Genomic DNA, 17,636 nt, shown 5'->3' with positions numbered 1-17,636 from the left:
CGTAGTCCCGGAGTCCCGGAGTCCCGGAGTCCCGGAGTCCCGGAGTCCCGGAGTCCCGGAGTCCCGGAGTCCCGGAGTCCCGGAGTCCCGGAGTCCCGGGCCCTCGACCGCTGCTCAGGCGTTCTCCGTCTACTCCGCCGTCTCCGCTTTCTCCGCCTTGGCCTTCTTGGCCGCGGCCTTCATCTCCTGCTTGTGGGCGCGCACCTTGGCCAGGGACTCCGGTCCCGTGATGTCGGCCGCCGACCGGTAGACGCCGTCCGGCCCGTACCCGCCCGCGGCCTCCCGCCAGCCCTGGGGGCGGACCCCGAACCGCTTGCCCAGCAGGGCGAGGAAGATCTGGGCCTTCTGCTCGCCGAAGCCGGGCAGCTCCTTGAGCCGCTTCAGCAGTTCCGCGCCCGTCCCGGCGTCGGCCCAGACGGCTTCGGCGTCCCCTCCGTAGTGCTCCACCAGGTACGCGCACAACTGCTGGACGCGCGTGGCCATCGACCCCGGATAGCGGTGCACGGCCGGCTTCTCCGAGAGCAGGGCGGCGAAGGCCTCCGGGTCGTAGGCGGCGATCGCGTGCGCATCCAGGTCGTCGGCGCCGAGCCGCCGGGCGATCGTCCAGGGCCCGGAGAACGCCCACTCCATCGGCACCTGCTGGTCGAGCAGCATCCCGACGAGGGCGGCGAGCGGGCTCCGGCCGAGCAGTGCGTCGGCCTCCGGCTGCTGGGCCAGCCGGATGACGGGGGTGTCCTTGTGCTCCATGGCTCCAGCCTGCCCCCGGGCGGCGCTCCCCGCGCGATCGCCGCACCGCGCGCCTAGCGTGAGTACGGCACGTACAGAACGTGCGAAAACGTACGACGGGCACGGGCACACGACACAGGAGTCGATCGATCATGGCTGAGTTCCCGGAAGGCGCACCGTGTTGGGCGGACGCGATGTTCACCGACGTGGAGGCCGCCAAGACTTTCTACGCCGATGTGCTGGGCTGGACCTTCGGCGAGTCCAGCAGTGAGTACGGCAACTACACGCAGGCCTACTCCGACGGCAAGGCCGTCGCGGCCGTCGTCCCGCCGATGCCGGGGGCGGACGCCCCGTCGCAGTGGTGCCTGTACCTGGCCTCGCCCGACGCGGCGGCCACCGCCGAAAAGGTGAAGGCGGCCGGCGGCGAGCTGCTGATGGAGCCGATGCAGGTCGGCACGTTCGGCACCATGCTGATCGCGAAGGAGCCGAGCGGGGCGGTGTTCGGCGTCTGGCAGCCGGGCGAGCACAAGGGCTTCGAGAAGACCGGCGAGCCGGGCTCCTACGCCTGGGCCGAGGTCTTCTCCCGGGACCCGGACAAGGCGGACGGGTTCCTGCCGAAGGTCTTCCCGTACGGGGTCCAGCGCATGGAACCGGGCGAGGACCCGCAGGCGGGCGACATGGACTTCAAGCTGTTCACCCTGGGCGGCTCCGCGCCCGAGAACGCGGTGCTGGGGCGGATGGGCATGGGAGAGGAGTTCCCGCCCGAGATCCCCTCCTACGTCCAGGTCTACTTCGCCGTCCCGGACTGCGACGAGGCGGTCGCCAAGACCAGGAAGCACGGGGGGACGCTGTACTTCGGGCCGATGGACAGCCCGTTCGGGCGCTTCGCCGCGGTGGCGGACCCGCAGGGGGCGGCCTTCGCCGTCATCGACGTGACGACGACCGTCGGGGAGATGCCGAAGCTGTCGGACACGTAGCGGCGCCCTTCCCGGGGCCCGGTCCCTTACCGGGCCCGGTTCGTTCCCCGGCCCGGTCCCCCGCCGGGCCCGGCCCGCCGCTCCGCAGGCGCCAGTCGGTCGGGTGGTTCCCGTCCGCAGGTGCGACGGGCCGGCCGCACGGCACGGCGGGGGCGCCTACGGTCGGTCCCGCGGCTCCCCCGAGCCGTGCGGGATCCCCGCGCCCCCCGCAGTCCCCTACGGCAAGAGGTCGAACCACCCATGACGCTGAGCATCCGCAACCAGCTGGCCGGCACCGTGACCGCCGTCACCTCCGGCGAGGCCATGTCGACGGTCAAGGTCCGCCTGGAGGGCGGGCAGGACCTGACCGCCGCCATCACCACCGACGCGGTCAAGGACCTCGGCATCGTCGCCGGGTCCTCCGTCAAGGCGCTGGTCAAGGCCACCGAGGTCGCCCTGGCCACCGGACCGGTCGAGGGCCTGTCCATCCGCAACCAGATCGCCGGCACCGTCGTCGGCGTCGCCATGGGCGGCGCCATGGCCTCCGTCACCGTCGACGTGAACGGCGGCGGGCTGACCGCGGCCATCACCAAGGACGCCGTCGAGACGCTGGGCCTGGCCGCCGGGATCCCCGTCTTCGCCCTGGTCAAGGCCACCGAGGTCTCCCTCCAGACCGTCTGAGCCGGCGCCCCGGTGGCGGGCGGCGACGGGCGCGTGGGGCGGGACCGCGGGGTGGGCGCACCCGCCGGGAAATCTCTTTCCGGCCGGGTGTCACATACGCGTGCTCCGGCGGGTCAGTGCGGTGTAGGCCGGGCGAGAGCGCGCCGGCCCCGGCCCCGGGAGCGAACCCATGTCCACCACCGCCGTCGTCGTCACCCTCGTCGCCGCCCTCACGACCGGCTTCTCGGCCGCGTCGGTCTTCCTCGGCGCCCGGTGGGTCGTCGAGCCCCTCGGCGCGTACGGCGTTCCCCGCGGTTGGTGGCCCTGGCTCGGCGCCGCCAAGGCCGCGGGCGCCGCGGGACTGGTCGCCGGGCTCTTCGTCCCGGCCCTCGGCGTCGCCGCCGCGGTCGGCCTCTCCCTCTACTACACGGGAGCCGTGGTCACCGTCGTCCGGGCCCGCTCCTACGCCCACATCCCCTTCCCGCTCGTCTACGCCGCCCCGGCCGTCGCCGCTCTGGCCCTCGGCTTCTGACCGGCTCGGGCCCGGCTCACCGCCGCAGCAGGACGATCACCCCGAGCCCCACATCGTCAGCAGCACGTTCCCCAGGGCGGCCCTCACGGAACGGGCGCGCAGCCAGATCCCCGCCCTGGGGACGACGGTCCCGTACGCCGAGCGCGGCGGTGGTGGTCTGGTCGCCGGCGAGGGCGCCGAGCAGGATCGGTGGCGGCAGGCGCCGCACGAAGTGCCCGTACAGGAAGCCGGCCAGCAGGGGCAGGGTGCCCCGAATCTGCCGCTCCCGCCGCGCAGACCCGAGGAGTCCCATCCTCAGTCCCGTCCGCTACGGACGATCCGGGAGATCCGGGAGTCTCTGCCCGAACACCAGCTGGGGCACTTTGATGCCGAGCTGGCCGACACCGGTATCGATGCCTTGCCCGACATGCTTCACCGCTGGGCGACCCTGGGCAGCGACGGATTCGTTGAGCGGCTTACGGCGGCCCCGTTCGAGGGCCTGGAGTTCGGGCAGCGGTCCTACGACGATGCGGCGGACGGCGAGTGATCTATCTGCTCGACACCGACGTGGTCGCCGAGATCACCACTCGGCGGAAGCCTGCCCCGGCCTTCGTCGCCTGGGCTTGCTCGGTTCCGTCTCCTGCCCTCTACCTGAGCGTCATCACGGTCGCGAAGATCTGGCGCGATCAGGCGCACTCCTGCTGAACCATTGGGAGTACGGGGGATAGGCCATCGAGCCCGGAACGGGGGGAAGCGTCCGGTTGTGGGGCAAATGAACGAGACTCGAACTGAGACCACGGAACGCAGAAGGCCCCGGCCGGTTTCCCGGTCGGGGCCTTCAAGTGCCCGGTGAGGCACTGGCGGAGGATACGAGATTCGAACTCGTGAGGGGTTGCCCCCAACACGCTTTCCAAGCGTGCGCCCTAGGCCACTAGGCGAATCCTCCGCGGCAAACAATACAAGACGTTGAGGGGTGCTCGCGAACGTGATCGTCCGCGGGCGTCCGCCGCTCGTCCGCGGACGTCCGCGGACGATCGGGCCGGAGTTCCGGCCGGAGTCCGGGTCGATTCCGGGGCCTTTCATCCGCTAGGGTGGGGCCAGCCCCTCACGTGGCGCTATCTCACCCAATTCCCCCAGGGCCGGAAGGCAGCAAGGGTAAGTGGGCTCTGGCGGGTGCGTGGGGGGCGCTTTGCGTTCCGGGGCGGGTCCGGCGGCGGCTGCGGGCCGCTGTTGTCGGCGGGCCCGGATAACCTCGTAGACGTGTCGTCCCTTGCGCTGTACCGCCGCTATCGCCCCGAGTCGTTCGCCGAGGTCATCGGGCAGGAGCATGTCACTGCACCGCTGATGCAGGCCCTGCGGAACAACCGGGTCAACCACGCGTACCTGTTCAGCGGGCCGCGCGGCTGTGGAAAGACGACCAGCGCGCGCATCCTCGCCCGCTGTCTGAACTGCGAGCAGGGCCCCACCCCGACCCCGTGCGGGGAGTGCCAGTCCTGCCAGGACCTTGCCAGGAACGGGCGGGGCTCCATCGACGTCATCGAGATCGACGCCGCCTCGCACGGTGGTGTGGACGACGCCCGTGACCTGCGCGAGAAGGCCTTCTTCGGACCGGCCTCCAGCCGCTACAAGATCTACATCATCGACGAGGCCCACATGGTCACCTCGGCGGGCTTCAACGCCCTGCTGAAGGTCGTCGAGGAGCCGCCGGAGCACCTCAAGTTCATCTTCGCCACCACGGAGCCGGAGAAGGTGATCGGGACCATCCGGTCCAGGACGCACCACTACCCGTTCCGGCTGGTGCCGCCCGGCACCCTGCGGGACTACCTGGGCGAGGTCTGCGGCCGCGAGGGCGCCAAGGTCGAGGACGGCGTGCTGCCGCTCGTCGTGCGCGCCGGCGCCGGCTCCGTGCGCGACTCGATGTCCGTCATGGACCAGCTGCTCGCCGGCGCCACCGACACGGGTGTGACGTACGCCATGGCGACCTCGCTCCTCGGCTACACCGAGGCCTCGCTCCTCGACTCCGTCATCGACGCCTTCGCCGCCGGGGACGGGGCCGCCGCCTTCGAGGCCGTGGACCGCGTCGTCGAGGGCGGGAACGACCCGCGCCGTTTCGTCGCCGACCTGCTGGAGCGGCTGCGCGACCTGGTCATCCTGGCCGCCGTGCCCGACGCCGGGGAGAAGGGGCTGATCGACGCCCCCGCCGACGTCGTGGAGCGGATGCAGGCCCAGGCGTCCGTCTTCGGCGCCGCCGAGCTGTCGCGCGCCGCCGACCTGGTCAACACCGGGCTCACCGAGATGCGGGGCGCCAACGCGCCGCGGCTCCAGCTGGAGCTGATCTGCGCCCGCGTGCTGCTGCCCGCCGCCTTCGACGACGAGCGGTCCTTCCAGGCCCGGCTCGACCGGCTGGAGCGCGGCGGGGCCGGCCTGGCGATGGCCGCCGCCGCTGCCGCCGTTCCGCAGCCCGCCATGGGGTACGTCCCCGGCCCCGAGGCGCACGCCATGGCCCCCGCCGGGCCGGGCGGAGGTCCCGCCGCCGCGCGGGCCGCCGCGCGGGCCCCGGAGCCGGAGGCGGCGCCCGCCCCGTCCGTACGGGCTCCCGCGCCCCCGGAGCCGTCCCACCAGGCCGCCCCGGTCGCCGCTCCCCCCGCCGCGCCCGCCGCCCCCGCCCCGGGGGCCTGGCCCGGAGCGGCGCAGCCCGGAGGCGGCGCCCCCGGCGCCCGGCCCGGAGCCGCGGCCCCGGCGGCGCCCGCCCAGGCCCCCGCGCCCGCCCCGGCCGCCTCCGCCCCGGTCGCCCCGGCCGCGGGGGCCTGGCCCAGCGCGGCCGCCCCCGGCCAGGGCACGGCCGCGGCCCAGGCACCGGCTCCGGCCGCCCAGGGCCCCTCCGGGCCCGCGGCCCCCGCGCCCTCCCCGGGCATGGCCGCCGGCGCCGGGCAGATCCAGGCCATGTGGCCCGCGGTCCTGGACGCGGTCAAGAACCGCCGCCGCTTCACCTGGATCCTGCTCAGCCAGAACGCCCAGGTCGCCGGCTTCGACGGCACCACCCTGCAGCTCGGCTTCCCCAACGCCGGAGCCCGCGACAACTTCGCGAGCAGCGGCAGCGAGGAGGTGCTCAAGGCGGTCCTGGCCGAGCAGTTCCAGGTCACCTGGAAGATCGAAGCCGTGGTGGGCGGCGGCGGCCCGGCCCCGGCCGTCTCGTCCTCCTCGTACGCGCCCCCGCAGCCCGCCTACAGCCCGCCCCCGGCCCAGCAGGCCCCCGCGGCCCCGTACCAGCAGCAGCCCCCCCAGTCCCAGCAGCAGCCCCCCGCCCCGCAGCCCCCGGCGCAGCAGGCGCCGCCGCCCGTGGCCCCCGAGGACGACGTCCCGGAGGAGGACGATCCCGACCTGGTCGACAGCGCCCTGACGGGTCACGAACTCATCGTGCGGGAGCTCGGAGCCACGGTTGTGGAGGAATACACGAACGAGTAGGACCCCGGAGTTGGGTGGCCGCACGAATCCGGCCGCGCCGTCCCGGCTAGGCTGAGCAGCGTGAAGGTCCTCGTCATCGGCGGCGGCGCCCGCGAACATGCCCTGTGCCGCTCTCTGTCCCTCGACCCCGACGTCTCCGCGCTCTACTGCGCTCCCGGCAACGCCGGCATCGCCGAGGTGGCGGAACTGCGCCCGGTCGACGCCCTCAACGGCACCGCCGTGGCCCGGCTGGCCGCCGAGCTCGGCGTCGGCCTCGTCGTCGTCGGCCCGGAGGCGCCACTCGTCGCCGGTGTCGCCGACAGCGTCCGCGCCGCCGGCATCCCCTGCTTCGGCCCGACCGCCGCGGCGGCGCAGCTGGAGGGCTCCAAGGCGTTCGCCAAGGACGTGATGGCGGCCGCCGGGGTACCGACGGCGCGCAGCTACGTGTGCACCACCCCCGAGGAGGTGGACGCGGCCCTCGACGCCTTCGGCGCCCCGTACGTCGTCAAGGACGACGGCCTCGCCGCGGGCAAGGGCGTCGTGGTCACCGCGGACCGGGACGCCGCCCGCGCCCACGGCGTGGCCTGCGACCGGGTCGTCATCGAGGAGTACCTCGACGGCCCCGAGGTCTCCCTCTTCGCCATCACCGACGGCGTCACCGTCGTCCCGCTCCAGCCCGCGCAGGACTTCAAGCGCGCGCTCGACGGCGACGAGGGCCCCAACACCGGCGGCATGGGGGCCTACTCCCCGCTGCCCTGGGCCGACCCGAAGCTGGTCGACGAGGTGATGGAGCTGGTCCTCCAGCCGACCGTCGACGAGCTGCGCCACCGCGGCACCCCGTTCTCCGGCCTGCTCTACGCGGGCCTGGCGATCACCAGCCGCGGCACCCGGGTCATCGAGTTCAACGCCCGGTTCGGCGACCCCGAGACCCAGGTGGTCCTGGCCCGGCTGCGCACCCCGCTCGCGGGCGTGCTGCTCAACGCCGCCAACGGCACCCTGGACTCCGAGTCCCCGCTCAGCTGGCACGACGACGCCGCCGTCACGGTGGTCATCGCCTCGCACAACTACCCGGAGACCCCGCGCACCGGGGACCCCATCGAGGGCCTCGCGGAGGTCGCCGAGCAGGACGCGCCCGACGCGTACGTGCTGCACGCCGGGACCCGGCAGGAGGGCGACGCGGTCGTCAGCGCGGGCGGCCGCGTGCTGTCGGTGACGGCGACCGGTTCTGATCTGGCGCAGGCCCGCGAGAAGGCGTACAAGGCCGTCGCGCGGATCCGGCTGGACGGCTCCCAGCACCGTACGGACATCGCGGCGGAGGCGGCCGCAGGGCGCTGATCCGCGACGAGGTGGACCCGCGGGCCCGGTGCGCACGAGGTGCGTCCGGGCCCGCGGGCATGCTCCCGGGCGATTGCATCCGGCCGCGTTCGAACGCACCCAGCTTTACCCAAAGCCATTCCATCGGGTGATCGTCACCCCGACTGCCTGACGTCCGGGCGTGCCCCAACTAGGGTGCGGCGCAAGCATTCCGGCACTTGGCCCACCGGCATTGCGATGTCAGGGGCGGGTGTCACAGTGGGGGAGTGAGCAAAGCCGCCGCAGGGCAGAGGGGGTGAGGTCCGGCCGTGTCCGGAACCGGTTCGATCATGGAAGTGGGCGTGCCGTCCGCGCGTTCCCGCGCCTTGGCCGTGCTGCGGGTACGCAGCAGGGCCCTGGCCGTCGGGCTGCTGCCCGCCGCCCTCGCGGTGGTGCTGGTCACCGCCCGGATGACGGGCCGGCTGGCCGGTGACCCCTGGCCCGCGGTGACCCTGGCCGTCTGCGCCGCCGCCGTACTGGTCCTGCTCGTCGGCGGGGTCTTCGGCGCGGTGGTGCTGCGGGCGAGCCCCGCCGTGACCCCGACGGTCCCGCTGTCGGAGGCCGCCGCGCCCGACCTCTACCGGCTGGTGCGCGACCTGGCCGACCGGATGGACGTGCCGGCGCCCTCGGCGATAGCCCTGACCCCCGACTGCGACAGCTGGCTGGAGGACCGCACCCACGCCGCCCACCGCCGCGCCGGCACGTCCGCCGGCCCGGAATCGGCGCCCGGCGCGGCCCCGGTGCTGGTGATCGGCTCCCCGTTCCTGTGGTGGATGCGCGTCGCGGAGCTCCGGGCGGTCCTCGCCCCGGTCGTCGCCGGGACGGGCCCGTCCGCCCATCCCGACATAGCGGACGCCCGCGGCTTCGTACGCGGGCTGGACGCCGCCGTGGACGTGGGCGGCCGGCCCGGTCTCGGCTGGATCGCCGGGCCCGCGCGGCTGCTGCTGCGGCTGTGCCGGGTCGACGCGGCCGAGATGGAGCGCGGCGTTGCCGCGGCCGCCTCGGAGCGTGCACAGGGTGTGGACTACGGGCTGCGCATCGTCGCCCAGGAGCAGGTCGGCCTCGCCTACGCGGGCTGGGACCGGCTGCTGACCCGGGTCGCGCTGCCCGCCTGGCGGATGGGCCGCTGGCCGGCGCACCTCGACGCCGGAGTGGTCTCCGCGCTGACCGAGCTGTCCCGGCGGGACCGGCTGGCCGAGGGGTTCACCTCGCGCCTCGGCGAGCGGCCCGCCTGCGATCTGCTGGACCAGCCCGGGGTGATCGACGAGGCGACGTCCCTGCTGGCCGCGCGCCTCTTCCACGGCGGTCCCGCCGAGGCGGGGCCCGACTGGTCCCCCGTGGACTGGACGGCGTACCCGGAGGAGGTCGTGGACCGCAAGTGGCGCACCGAGGCGGCCCGCCTGCACACGGCCCTGGACGCGCTGGCCGTCCCGTCCGGCGCGGCCGGTCCGGCGGGCTCCGCCGGCCGGACCGCGGCGCCGGCGCGCACGGACGGACCGGCCGCCCCGGCCCCCTCGGCGGTCCCGGCTGTCCCGGCGACGGCCGCCCCCGCCCTGTCGGCCGCCTCGGCGAAGGCGGCGGCCGCCCCGGCGGCCCCCGTGGCGTCGGTCGCGGCGACCCCGGCCGCCTCCTCCCCGGCCGCCTCCTCCGCTGCGCCGGCGGTCGCGGGCCCCGCCGCGGGCCCCACCGGTCCGGGCCCCTCGGGGGCCTTCACCGGGCCCACGCTGGAGCGGGTGCTCGGCTACCTCACGGACCCCGCCGGTGACGGCGCGGCCGGCGAGGCGCTGGCCGGCCGCCTCAGCGGGGACCTGGCCCGCGAGGAGCGCACCTGCGGCCCGGCCGTGGGCGCCGCGAAGGCGCGCGGCGCGGACGCCGTACCGCTGTTCCCGCTGCAGCCGCCCCGCAGCGGCCGGGACCTGCTGGCCGACCACGTGACCGCGATGGTGTGCTGCGCGGCGGTGGACTCGGCGGGCGCCGCACCCGGGCTGGACTGGCTCGACGGGCCGGTCCTGCTGGTCGGCGGCGCCCGCCGCTCCGACCTGGCGACGCGCGTGCTGTCCCTGGTCGAGGACGGCGACCCGGGGCCGCTACGGGACTGGCTGGCGGATCTGGGCGTCCGCCCGGAAAAGCCGGTCCGGCTGGTCTGACCCCCCGTCCGGGCAGCCCACACCGCCTGCCACAGCTCGTACGGGCAAACGGACGCGAATGTTCCGCTCACGTCAATTCGCGACGAACGGTGACGGAGTGCGTGCGTTATGTGATGTGCTGGGACCGGTCGCGGCACGGTGACCGGAAACGGTGACCGGAAACAGTGCCGCGCAACGGCTCGGGGAACGCCCGTTCGGGGGAGCGAGGGAGGGGAGCGGTCATGGGTGCGGACCAGATCCGGCGTTGGGAGTCAGGTGCGCTCGCGCACGCGGTGACCGACCCCTTCGGGCAGGGGCCCCTGCCCTGGTTCCGGGGCAGCGAGCTCTACTTCGACGACACCGGCCAGGTCGTGCCCTGGTACGTGGACCCGGCCGCCGCGGCCGCCGACACCGGCCGGATCCCCCGCGCCCGGGGCAACGGCGGCCCCCGCACCGCCGACGACGTGCACCGCCAGATCAAGGGGTTCGCCTCCACCGGAGCCGTCACCCCCGGCGAGGCCATCGACTTCCACATCACCGTCGACCCGCCCCAGCAGTTCTCCGTCGACGTCTACCGGATCGGCCACTACGGAGGCGACGGGGCCTCCAAGATCACCACCAGCCCCCGCCTCTCCGGCATCGTCCAGCCGGCGCCCCTCACCGCCGACCGCACCGTCTCGTGCCACCACTGGTGGATGTCCTGGCGCCTCCAGGTCCCGAGCTACTGGAGCGTCGGCGCGTACGTGGCCGTCCTGACCACCGTCGACGGCTACCGCTCCCACGTCCCCTTCACGGTCCGCGACGACCACCCCGCCGACCTGCTGCTCCTGCTCCCCGACATCACCTGGCAGGCCTACAACCTCTACCCGGAGGACGGCCGCACCGGCGCCAGCCTCTACCACGCCTGGGACGAGGACGGCCGGCTGCTCGGCGAGCGGGACGCCGCCATCACGGTCTCCTTCGACCGCCCCTACGCGGGCGCCGGCCTCCCCCTGCACGTCGGCCACGCCTACGACTTCATCCGCTGGGCCGAGCGCTACGGCTACGACCTCGCGTACGCCGACACCCGCGACCTGCACGCCGGCCGCGTCGACCCCACCCGCTACCGGGGCCTGGTCTTCCCCGGCCACGACGAGTACTGGTCGGCCCCCATGCGCCGCACCGCCGAGCGCGCCCGTGAGCACGGCACCTCGCTCGTCTTCCTCTCCGCCAACACCATGTACTGGCAGGTGGAGCTGGGCCCGTCCCCCTCCGGGGTCGACGACCGCCTCCTCACCTGCCGAAAACGCCGCGGCCCCGGGCGCTCCAGCCTCTGGCGCGAGGTCGACCGCCCCGAACAGCAGCTCCTCGGCATCCAGTACGCGGGACGGGTCCCCGAGCCCGAGCCCCTCATCGTGCGCAACGCGACGCACTGGATCTGGGACTCCACCGGCGCCGGCGAGAACGACGAACTGCCCGGCCTGGTCGCGGGCGAGGCCGACCGGTACTTCCCGCGCACGCAGCTCCCCGAGCACCAGGACCGCATCCTGCTGGCGCACTCCCCGTACCTCGACGGCGAGGGTCACCGGCGCCACCAGGAGACCTCGCTCTACCGGGCCCCCAGCGGCGCGCTCGTCTTCGCCTCCGGCACCTTCGCCTGGTCCCCGGCGCTCGACCGGCCGGGCCACGTCGACGAGCGGGTCCAGCGGGCCACGGCCAATCTCCTCGACCGCATCTGCAAGCGCGACTGACACCCCGGGGCGGTGCGGGGGTCTGCGTGCGGGAGAATGGGGGTGCGCTCGTACAGACCCACAGGGAGACCCCGTGTCCGGATTCGTCGAAAAGCCCGAGCCGGTCCAGGTGCCGGGCCTCGTCCACCTCCACACCGGCAAGGTGCGCGACCTCTACCGCGACGGGGACGGCCACCTCGTCATGGTCGCCAGCGACCGGATTTCCGCCTTCGACTGGGTGCTCCCCACCGAGATCCCGGACAAGGGCCGCGTCCTCACCCGGCTGTCCCTCTGGTGGTTCGACCAGCTGGCCGAGCTGGTCCCGAACCACGTCGTCTCCACCGAACTGCCCGCCGGCGCCCCGGCCGACTGGGCCGGCCGCACGCTGATCTGCCGGAACCTCGACATGGTCCCGGTCGAGTGCGTGGCCCGCGGCTACCTCACCGGCTCCGGCCTCGCCGAGTACGAGAAGACCCGTACGGTCTGCGGACTCGCCCTCCCCGAGGGGCTCGTGGACGGCTCCGAGCTGCCCGCCCCGATCTTCACCCCGGCCGCCAAGGCCGCCGTCGGCGAGCACGACGAGAACGTCTCGTACGAGGAGGTCGCGCGCACCGCCGGAGCCGAGACCGCCGCCCTGCTGCGCCAGGCGACCCTCGCCGTCTACGGCCGCGCCCGGGACATCGCGCGCGAGCGCGGGATCATCCTGGCCGACACCAAGTTCGAGTTCGGCTTCGCCGACGGCACCCTGGTCGCCGCCGACGAGGTGCTGACCCCGGACTCCTCGCGCTTCTGGCCCGCCGAACAGTGGGAGCCGGGCCGCAGCCAGCCGTCCTTCGACAAGCAGTACGTCCGCGACTGGCTGGCCTCCCCCGCCTCGGGCTGGGACCCGAAGGGCGAACTCCCGCCGCCCGCACTGCCGCAGGAGGTCGTCGAGCAGACCCGCGCCAAGTACGTCGAGGCGTACGAGCGGCTCACCGGCCTGTCCTGGACCGCGGCCACCGGGACCTGAGACACGAAGAAGCCCCCGGCCGATGGCCGGGGGCTCCTTGCGCTGAGCGGACAACGCGACTCGAACGCGCGACATCCACCTTGGCAAGGTGGTGCTCTACCAACTGAGCTATGTCCGCATGCGCCGTAGCGCGGTACCCACTATACCCAACCCCGCTCCCGTGCGAGACGCACTGCCGTGTGCCGGTTCTCGGCCCCCAGCTTCGTCGCCGCCGAGGACAGGTAGTTCCGTACGGTCCCCTGCGTCAGCGAGGCCCGCTCCGCGATCTCCGCGACCGGCGCCCCGTCCGCCGCGAGTTCGAGCACCTCCGCCTCCCGGGCGGTCAGCGGCGAGTCCCCCGCACTGATCGCGTCGGCCGCCAACTCCGGGTCCACGTACCGCCCTCCGGCATGCACGGTCCGGATCAGCTCCGCCAGCCGCTGCGCCGAGACGGTCTTGGGGGCGAAGGCCCGCACCCCGGCCGCCAGGGCCCGCTTCAGGTGTCCGGGACGGCCGTGGCTCGTCACGATCATGGTCTTGCAGCCGGGGAGTTCGGTCCGCAGCGATGTGGCCACGCTCACACCGTCCGCCCCCGGCATCTGGAGGTCCAGCACCGCCACGTCCGGCCGGTGGGCCCGGGCCATCGCCAGGGCCTCGGGGCCCGAGGCCGCCTCGGCGACCACCAGCAGGTCGTCCTCCAGCGCGAGGAGGGCGGCCAGCGCCCCGCGGATCAGGTGCTCGTCGTCGGCGAGCAGTACGCGTACGGGGTTCACGCCCGGACCTCCTCTTCCTCTTCCTTCGCGTCCCCGCGCAGCCGCCGCGCGGGGATCTCGGCACGGACCCGGAAGCGGCCGCCGGGCGCGGGACCGGCCTCCAGGGTTCCCTCCAGCGCGGCCAGCCGCTCCCGCAGCCCGGCCAGCCCCGAACCGGGCTTGCCGTCGCCGGGCGGGGCCACCGCGGGGACCCCGTCGTTCTCCACGACCAGGACCAGGTCCTCCCCGGCGTCCACGGCCGCGAGCCGGATCACGCAGTGCCGCGGCTCCCCGTGCCGGAGCACGTTCGTGGTGGCCTCGCGCACCACCCAGCCCAGCGCCGACTGCACCGCCGGGGGCAGCGGCCGGCGCTCCCGCAACTCCACCCGGCAGTCGATCCCGGCGGCGCTCAGCACGCCCCGCGCGCCCTCCAGCTCCACCGTGAGGTCGGCCTCGCGGTAGCCGCGCACGACGTCCCGCACCTCCCGCTGGGAGTCGCGGGCGATCTGCTGCACCTCGATCATCTGGTCCACCGCCTCCGGGCGTTCGCGCCGGGCCAGCTGGACGGCCAGCTCGCTCTTGAGGGCGATCACCGCGAGGTTGCGCCCCATCACGTCGTGCAGGTCCCGGCCGAAGCGCAGCCGCTCCTCGGCGACCGCCAGCTGCGCCTGGAGCTCCCGCGACCGGTCCAGCTCCCGTACGGCACGCACCAGCCAGGCGGAGAAGCCGCAGGCCGCGACGAGGAAGAAGCCGCTCAGCAGGATCCCGACGCCGTACCCCACGGCCTCCCCGGCCGGCAGGCCCATGGCGAGCATCACCAGCGAGGTGCCCACCGCCATGGCGGGGGCCGTCAGCAGCATGTGGCGGACCTTGCGCATGCACAGCACCACGGAGCCGCAGGTGAAGCAGGCCAGGCCCAGGACCAGCGTCGGAGCCACCTCCGGGGGCCCGGTCAGCCCGGCCCGGCGCAGCAGGAGCACGGCCAGGCACGCCGCGGCGGTCACGGCGGCCGTGGCCACGGCGAGCCGCGTCGGCCGCTCGCGCCGCTCCACGTGCCAGTCCAGCGCCCTGGAGGAGAGCACCCCGCACAGGACCGAGTGGACGCACACGGTCAGGAAGAGCGAGAAGGGCAGCACCGCCGAGCTGGTGGCGGTCATGGACCCCAGCGCGCCGATGCCGATCGTCATGATCTCTATGAGCACGAAGAAGTGGAACGACCAGCGCGTGTACAGCTCGACCTTCCCCGCACTGCTGCGGTTCCTCCACCATCCGGTCAGCTTCGACACGGTGCCTCCCCCGGGCTCGTCCCGCGTGCTAGCGGCGCGGTTCCCAGCGGAACCACCGCTGGACAGCAAACACGCTGATCGCCGTCCAGGCCAACGTGGTCAGCGCGGCCCCCAGCAGGTCCCCGCCCCCGACACCCCCGGACCAGCCGGCGCGCACCAGGGCCATCACGCCGCTGAGCGGCAGCAGTTCGCAGACCGTGGCCAGCGCGTGCGGCAGTACGTCCGCCGGCACGAACAGCCCGGAGCCGAGCGACGTCAGCAGGAACAGCGGCAGCGTGGTGATGCCCGCGCTCTCCACGTTCCGGGTGACGGCGCCGGTCAGCGCGGACATCCCGGCCAGCAGCACGATCCCGGCGGGGACGGCGGCGGCGATCAGCAGCGGCTCGCGCGGCAGGGGCACGTCGAGCGCGAGGGATCCCGCGACCACGAGGACGGCGATCTGGCCGAGGGCCAGGACGGCGGAGGGCAGCGCGGTCCCGGCCAAGATCTCCAGGTCGCCCGCCTCACCGGTCCGCAGCCGCTTGAGGACGAGCTCCTCGCGCCGGGCGACGTACGCGGAGACCAGGTTCATGTACACGACGAGCATCAGCACCATGCCGATCCCGCCGGTCAAGGTGGCCTCCCCGACGGCGGCCCGGCCGTCCAGGCCGGTCACCGAGGTGCGCAGGACGAACACCATCACCAGCGGCATCAGCAGCGCCACGCTCAGCGCGGCCCGGTTGCGCACCAGCAGCGTGAGCTCGGAGCGGCCGAGCGCCGCGAGGCGCCCGGGGTTCAGGGTCATGGTGGTCATCGGGTCCCCGCCATCGTGTCCTCGGTACGGTCGCCGACGCTCCGGCGGTTCTGCGCGATCTCCAGGAAGGCCTCCTCCAGGGAGGCGGAGCGGGCGTCGAGCCCGCCGAGTTCCACCCCGTGGTCGTGGGCCCAGCGCAGCAGTTCGGTCAGGTCGGCCTGGAGCCGTTCGGTACGGACCTCCACGTCCCGGCCGTGCGCGGCGGCGCGCAGCGTCAGCGGCAGCCGGGCCGCGGGCACCCCCGCCGGCAGGGTGAAGCGGATCCGCGAGGGCCGCGTCGCGGTGACCTCGGCGGGGGTTCCGGTCAGGACGAGCTCCCCCGCGTGCAGGATCGCGAGGCGGTCCGCGAGCTCCCCGGCCTCCTCCAGGTAGTGCGTGGTGAGCAGCACCGTGGTGCCCTGCGCCCGCAGTTCCCGCACCAGTGCCCAGGTGTCCCGGCGGCCCTCGGGGTCCATGCCGGTGGTCGGCTCGTCGAGGAACAGCACCTCGGGCCGCCCGAGCAGGGCCATCGCCAGGTCCAGGCGCCGCCGTTCGCCGCCGGACAGCTGCTTGACCCGTACGGAGGAGCGCGCGCCCAGCCCCACCAGCTCCAGCGCCTCCGCCGCCGGGCGGGCGCCGGAGGTGACCCCGCCCCACATCCGTACGGTCTCGGCGACGGACAGGTCGGAGGGGAATCCGCCTTCCTGGAGCATCACGCCGGTCCGGGGGCGCACCTGGGCCCGCCGCGCGTACGGGTCCAGCCCGAAGACCCGTACCCGCCCGCCGGTCGGCGCGGCCAGTCCCTCCAGCAGTTCCACGGTGGAGGTCTTGCCGGCGCCGTTGGTGCCGAGCAGGGCGAAGATCTCGCCCCGCCGCACGGAGAAGGAGACGCCCCGGACGGCCTCGAAGCCGCCCGAGTAGCCGCGGCGCAGGTCCTCGACGTCGATCACGGTGTCAGTCATGGATCCAGCCTCACGGCGCCCGGACCGGCCCGGCAGTGCGCGCTGTCATGGCCGCCGATGACATTTGTCAGGGGCGCCGCCGGCCGCGGACGGGCGGCTCGTCGGGAAAGGCCGGAAACACGAAGAAGACCCCGGTCGCAATGACGGGGGCCTTCTTACTCTGAGCGGACGACGAGACTCGAACTCGCGACATCCACCTTGGCAAGGTGGTGCTCTACCAACTGAGCTACGTCCGCATGCACCGCGCTGGACTACGCGCTCGGCAATGCGTGCATCACTCTACCTGATCCACTGTGGTGGTCGGTAAAGTGATGCAGAGCGGGTGACAGGAATCGCACACTGCGCCTTCCCTCTGGAAGAGGGATGTTCTACTACTGAACTACACCCGCACGACCTCTGGGGCTTTGACCTGCGGCCTCGCCCCTCGGCGTGATCCACACACTAGCCGACGAAGGGGGGTGGATGGCAAATCGGCTCTCAGTGGGCCGCGTTGTAGGCCTCGTAGATCCTCTTGGGGATGCGGCCCCGCGGCGGCACCTCGTGGTGGTTCGACCGGGCCCAGGCCCGCACGGCCGCCGGGTCCGGTGCGACCGCCGTGTGCTTGAAGGCCTTCCCGGAGCGGGACTGGCGCCGGCCGGCCGCCACGAAGGGGGCGAGGCCCTTCCGTAGTTTCTTCGCGTTGGCGGGATTGAGGTCGATCTCGTACGACTTACCGTCCAGAGCGAACACGACCGTTTCCGCCGCTTCTCCGCCGTCGATGTCGTCGGAGAGCGTGACTACTACGCGCTGCGCCACGGATATCGGTCCCTTCGTGCGACAACGCCGCCTACTGACGTGCGGTGATGTCGCCTGTGTGGATGTTTCGGAGCAATGCATCTTTCCGTCCCCGTTGCGAAGCGGCAAAAGTCACTCGCACCGGGTGATTCCTTTGTACCTTGATTCCCATTGCATTGCGAAGCCCAGTTAATTCTCTCCGCGTGTCCCGCCGCAATGCCGAGAGCGTGGTTTTCCGGCGGATTTTGCGAAGCGTTGGTGAAGCCGAATCGATCCGGCGATCAAGGGTGAAGGATATCTACCCGCGTAGAAATTTTCGCCGGGTACGCTGAGGGAACCGCCTTCGCACCAACCACCACACGGGAGTGCCAGTGGCACGCGTCGTAGTCGACGTCATGCTCAAGCCGGAGATCCTCGACCCCCAGGGCCAGGCGGTGCAGCGTGCACTGCCGCGTCTGGGCTTCGAGGGGATCGCCGACGTCCGCCAGGGGAAGCGCTTCGAACTGGAGGTGGAGGGACCGGTCGACCAGGCCGCCCTCGACCGCATCCACAAGATGGCCGAAACGTTCCTCGCCAACACCGTCATCGAAGACTTCACCGTGAAGGTCGAGGCCTGA

At 73.5% G+C, this 17,636-nt stretch carries 17 protein-coding genes, 4 tRNA genes and 1 other RNA gene; 11 read left to right on the top strand and 11 right to left on the bottom strand.

What is annotated here, in order from left to right; genetic code table 11:
* Positions 1–129: 129 nt before the first annotated feature.
* Complete coding sequence (locus ACFWTC_RS17265; RefSeq protein WP_383925568.1) at positions 130–747, bottom strand: HhH-GPD-type base excision DNA repair protein; 618 nt, start codon at positions 745–747, stop codon at positions 130–132.
* 131 nt (positions 748–878) lie between these two features.
* Between ACFWTC_RS17265 and ACFWTC_RS17260 the strand changes: the two genes are divergently transcribed.
* The 3 genes from ACFWTC_RS17260 to ACFWTC_RS17250 all read left to right on the top strand — a co-directional run bounded on the left by ACFWTC_RS17260 (position 879) and on the right by ACFWTC_RS17250 (position 2,874).
* Positions 879–1,703, top strand: a complete 825-nt coding sequence (locus tag ACFWTC_RS17260; protein WP_383925566.1) for a VOC family protein — start codon at positions 879–881, stop codon at positions 1,701–1,703.
* Positions 1,704–1,943: 240 nt separating this feature from the next.
* The gene (locus ACFWTC_RS17255) at positions 1,944–2,363 is read left to right on the top strand and encodes a molybdopterin-binding protein (RefSeq protein ID WP_383925564.1); all 420 of its coding nucleotides are present in this window, start codon (positions 1,944–1,946) and stop codon (positions 2,361–2,363) included.
* Between the two features lie 169 nt (positions 2,364–2,532).
* On the top strand, positions 2,533–2,874 hold the full coding sequence (locus ACFWTC_RS17250) for a DoxX family protein (RefSeq protein WP_383925562.1): 342 nt from the start codon (positions 2,533–2,535) through the stop codon (positions 2,872–2,874).
* A gap of 16 nt (positions 2,875–2,890) precedes the next feature.
* Here the strand turns inward: ACFWTC_RS17250 and ACFWTC_RS17245 are convergent, their stop codons facing one another.
* A complete protein-coding gene (locus tag ACFWTC_RS17245; RefSeq protein WP_384027695.1) occupies positions 2,891–3,166 on the bottom strand; it encodes a hypothetical protein in 276 nt (91 codons plus the stop codon).
* Positions 3,167–3,396: 230 nt separating this feature from the next.
* Here ACFWTC_RS17245 and ACFWTC_RS17240 point away from each other — a divergent pair, with 230 nt between their 5' ends.
* A complete protein-coding gene (locus ACFWTC_RS17240; RefSeq protein ID WP_383925557.1) occupies positions 3,397–3,558 on the top strand; it encodes a hypothetical protein in 162 nt (53 codons plus the stop codon).
* Between the two features lie 153 nt (positions 3,559–3,711).
* On the opposite strand, the gene ACFWTC_RS17235 is transcribed toward ACFWTC_RS17240, so the two are convergent.
* Positions 3,712–3,799: transfer RNA gene (locus tag ACFWTC_RS17235), tRNA-Ser, on the bottom strand.
* Between the two features lie 150 nt (positions 3,800–3,949).
* Between ACFWTC_RS17235 and ffs the strand changes: the two genes are divergently transcribed.
* From ffs to ACFWTC_RS17205, 6 genes are all read left to right on the top strand, one after another.
* An RNA gene (gene ffs / locus ACFWTC_RS17230) (signal recognition particle sRNA small type) lies at positions 3,950–4,048 on the top strand.
* A 65-nt stretch (positions 4,049–4,113) separates the two neighbouring features.
* Positions 4,114–6,318, top strand: coding sequence for a DNA polymerase III subunit gamma and tau (locus tag ACFWTC_RS17225; protein ID WP_384027691.1), 2,205 nt, complete (start codon positions 4,114–4,116; stop codon positions 6,316–6,318).
* 60 nt (positions 6,319–6,378) lie between these two features.
* Positions 6,379–7,632: a phosphoribosylamine--glycine ligase gene (gene purD, locus ACFWTC_RS17220; RefSeq protein ID WP_383923831.1), complete on the top strand. Its 1,254-nt coding sequence runs from the start codon at positions 6,379–6,381 to the stop codon at positions 7,630–7,632.
* A 308-nt stretch (positions 7,633–7,940) separates the two neighbouring features.
* Entirely contained in the window at positions 7,941–9,797 is a 1,857-nt protein-coding gene (locus ACFWTC_RS17215; protein WP_384027762.1) for a hypothetical protein, read from the top strand.
* 221 nt (positions 9,798–10,018) lie between these two features.
* Positions 10,019–11,506 (top strand): N,N-dimethylformamidase beta subunit family domain-containing protein, encoded by a 1,488-nt coding sequence (locus tag ACFWTC_RS17210; RefSeq protein ID WP_383923834.1) that lies wholly within the window; start codon positions 10,019–10,021, stop codon positions 11,504–11,506.
* Between the two features lie 73 nt (positions 11,507–11,579).
* Entirely contained in the window at positions 11,580–12,494 is a 915-nt protein-coding gene (locus ACFWTC_RS17205) for a phosphoribosylaminoimidazolesuccinocarboxamide synthase (protein WP_383923837.1), read from the top strand.
* Between the two features lie 45 nt (positions 12,495–12,539).
* Here the strand turns inward: ACFWTC_RS17205 and ACFWTC_RS17200 are convergent.
* The 8 genes from ACFWTC_RS17200 to ACFWTC_RS17165 all read right to left on the bottom strand — a co-directional run bounded on the left by ACFWTC_RS17200 (position 12,540) and on the right by ACFWTC_RS17165 (position 17,040).
* A tRNA-Gly gene (locus ACFWTC_RS17200) sits at positions 12,540–12,612 on the bottom strand.
* A gap of 22 nt (positions 12,613–12,634) precedes the next feature.
* Entirely contained in the window at positions 12,635–13,246 is a 612-nt protein-coding gene (locus ACFWTC_RS17195) for a response regulator (RefSeq protein WP_383923840.1), read from the bottom strand.
* A complete protein-coding gene (locus tag ACFWTC_RS17190) occupies positions 13,243–14,511 on the bottom strand; it encodes a sensor histidine kinase (RefSeq protein WP_383923843.1) in 1,269 nt (422 codons plus the stop codon). The genes ACFWTC_RS17195 and ACFWTC_RS17190 overlap by 4 nt, the downstream gene beginning before the upstream one ends.
* A gap of 28 nt (positions 14,512–14,539) precedes the next feature.
* A complete protein-coding gene (locus tag ACFWTC_RS17185) occupies positions 14,540–15,304 on the bottom strand; it encodes an ABC transporter permease (RefSeq protein WP_383923846.1) in 765 nt (254 codons plus the stop codon).
* Positions 15,301–16,245, bottom strand: a complete 945-nt coding sequence (locus ACFWTC_RS17180; protein ID WP_383923849.1) for an ABC transporter ATP-binding protein — start codon at positions 16,243–16,245, stop codon at positions 15,301–15,303. The genes ACFWTC_RS17185 and ACFWTC_RS17180 overlap by 4 nt, the downstream gene beginning before the upstream one ends.
* A 163-nt stretch (positions 16,246–16,408) precedes the next feature.
* Positions 16,409–16,481, bottom strand: a tRNA-Gly gene (locus ACFWTC_RS17175).
* 81 nt (positions 16,482–16,562) lie between these two features.
* A tRNA-Gly gene (locus ACFWTC_RS17170) sits at positions 16,563–16,634 on the bottom strand.
* An 88-nt stretch (positions 16,635–16,722) separates the two neighbouring features.
* Positions 16,723–17,040 (bottom strand): Lsr2 family protein, encoded by a 318-nt coding sequence (locus tag ACFWTC_RS17165; protein WP_383923852.1) that lies wholly within the window; start codon positions 17,038–17,040, stop codon positions 16,723–16,725.
* Between the two features lie 344 nt (positions 17,041–17,384).
* On the opposite strand from ACFWTC_RS17165, the gene purS reads away from it, so the two are divergent.
* The gene (gene purS / locus ACFWTC_RS17160; RefSeq protein ID WP_008740952.1) at positions 17,385–17,636 is read left to right on the top strand and encodes a phosphoribosylformylglycinamidine synthase subunit PurS; all 252 of its coding nucleotides are present in this window, start codon (positions 17,385–17,387) and stop codon (positions 17,634–17,636) included.

Source organism: Streptomyces sp. NPDC058619 (assembly GCF_042717785.1).
Taxonomy (GTDB): Bacteria; Actinomycetota; Actinomycetes; order Streptomycetales; family Streptomycetaceae; genus Streptomyces.
The sequence above is the reverse complement of the archived record's forward strand: the minus strand, read 5'-3'. Positions and strand labels throughout refer to the sequence as shown.

Coding starts and splice junctions, on each gene's coding strand:
- ACFWTC_RS17210 (WP_383923834.1), top strand. CDS start 10,019: ATGGGTGCGGACCAGATCCGGCGTTGGGAGTCAGGTGCGCTCGCGCAC.
- ACFWTC_RS17215 (WP_384027762.1), top strand. CDS start 7,941: ATGGAAGTGGGCGTGCCGTCCGCGCGTTCCCGCGCCTTGGCCGTGCTG.
- ACFWTC_RS17245 (WP_384027695.1), bottom strand. CDS start 3,166: ATGGGACTCCTCGGGTCTGCGCGGCGGGAGCGGCAGATTCGGGGCACC.
- ACFWTC_RS17250 (WP_383925562.1), top strand. CDS start 2,533: ATGTCCACCACCGCCGTCGTCGTCACCCTCGTCGCCGCCCTCACGACC.
- ACFWTC_RS17255 (WP_383925564.1), top strand. CDS start 1,944: ATGACGCTGAGCATCCGCAACCAGCTGGCCGGCACCGTGACCGCCGTC.
- ACFWTC_RS17265 (WP_383925568.1), bottom strand. CDS start 747: ATGGAGCACAAGGACACCCCCGTCATCCGGCTGGCCCAGCAGCCGGAG.
- ACFWTC_RS17185 (WP_383923846.1), bottom strand. CDS start 15,304: ATGACCACCATGACCCTGAACCCCGGGCGCCTCGCGGCGCTCGGCCGC.
- ACFWTC_RS17180 (WP_383923849.1), bottom strand. CDS start 16,245: ATGACTGACACCGTGATCGACGTCGAGGACCTGCGCCGCGGCTACTCG.
- ACFWTC_RS17260 (WP_383925566.1), top strand. CDS start 879: ATGGCTGAGTTCCCGGAAGGCGCACCGTGTTGGGCGGACGCGATGTTC.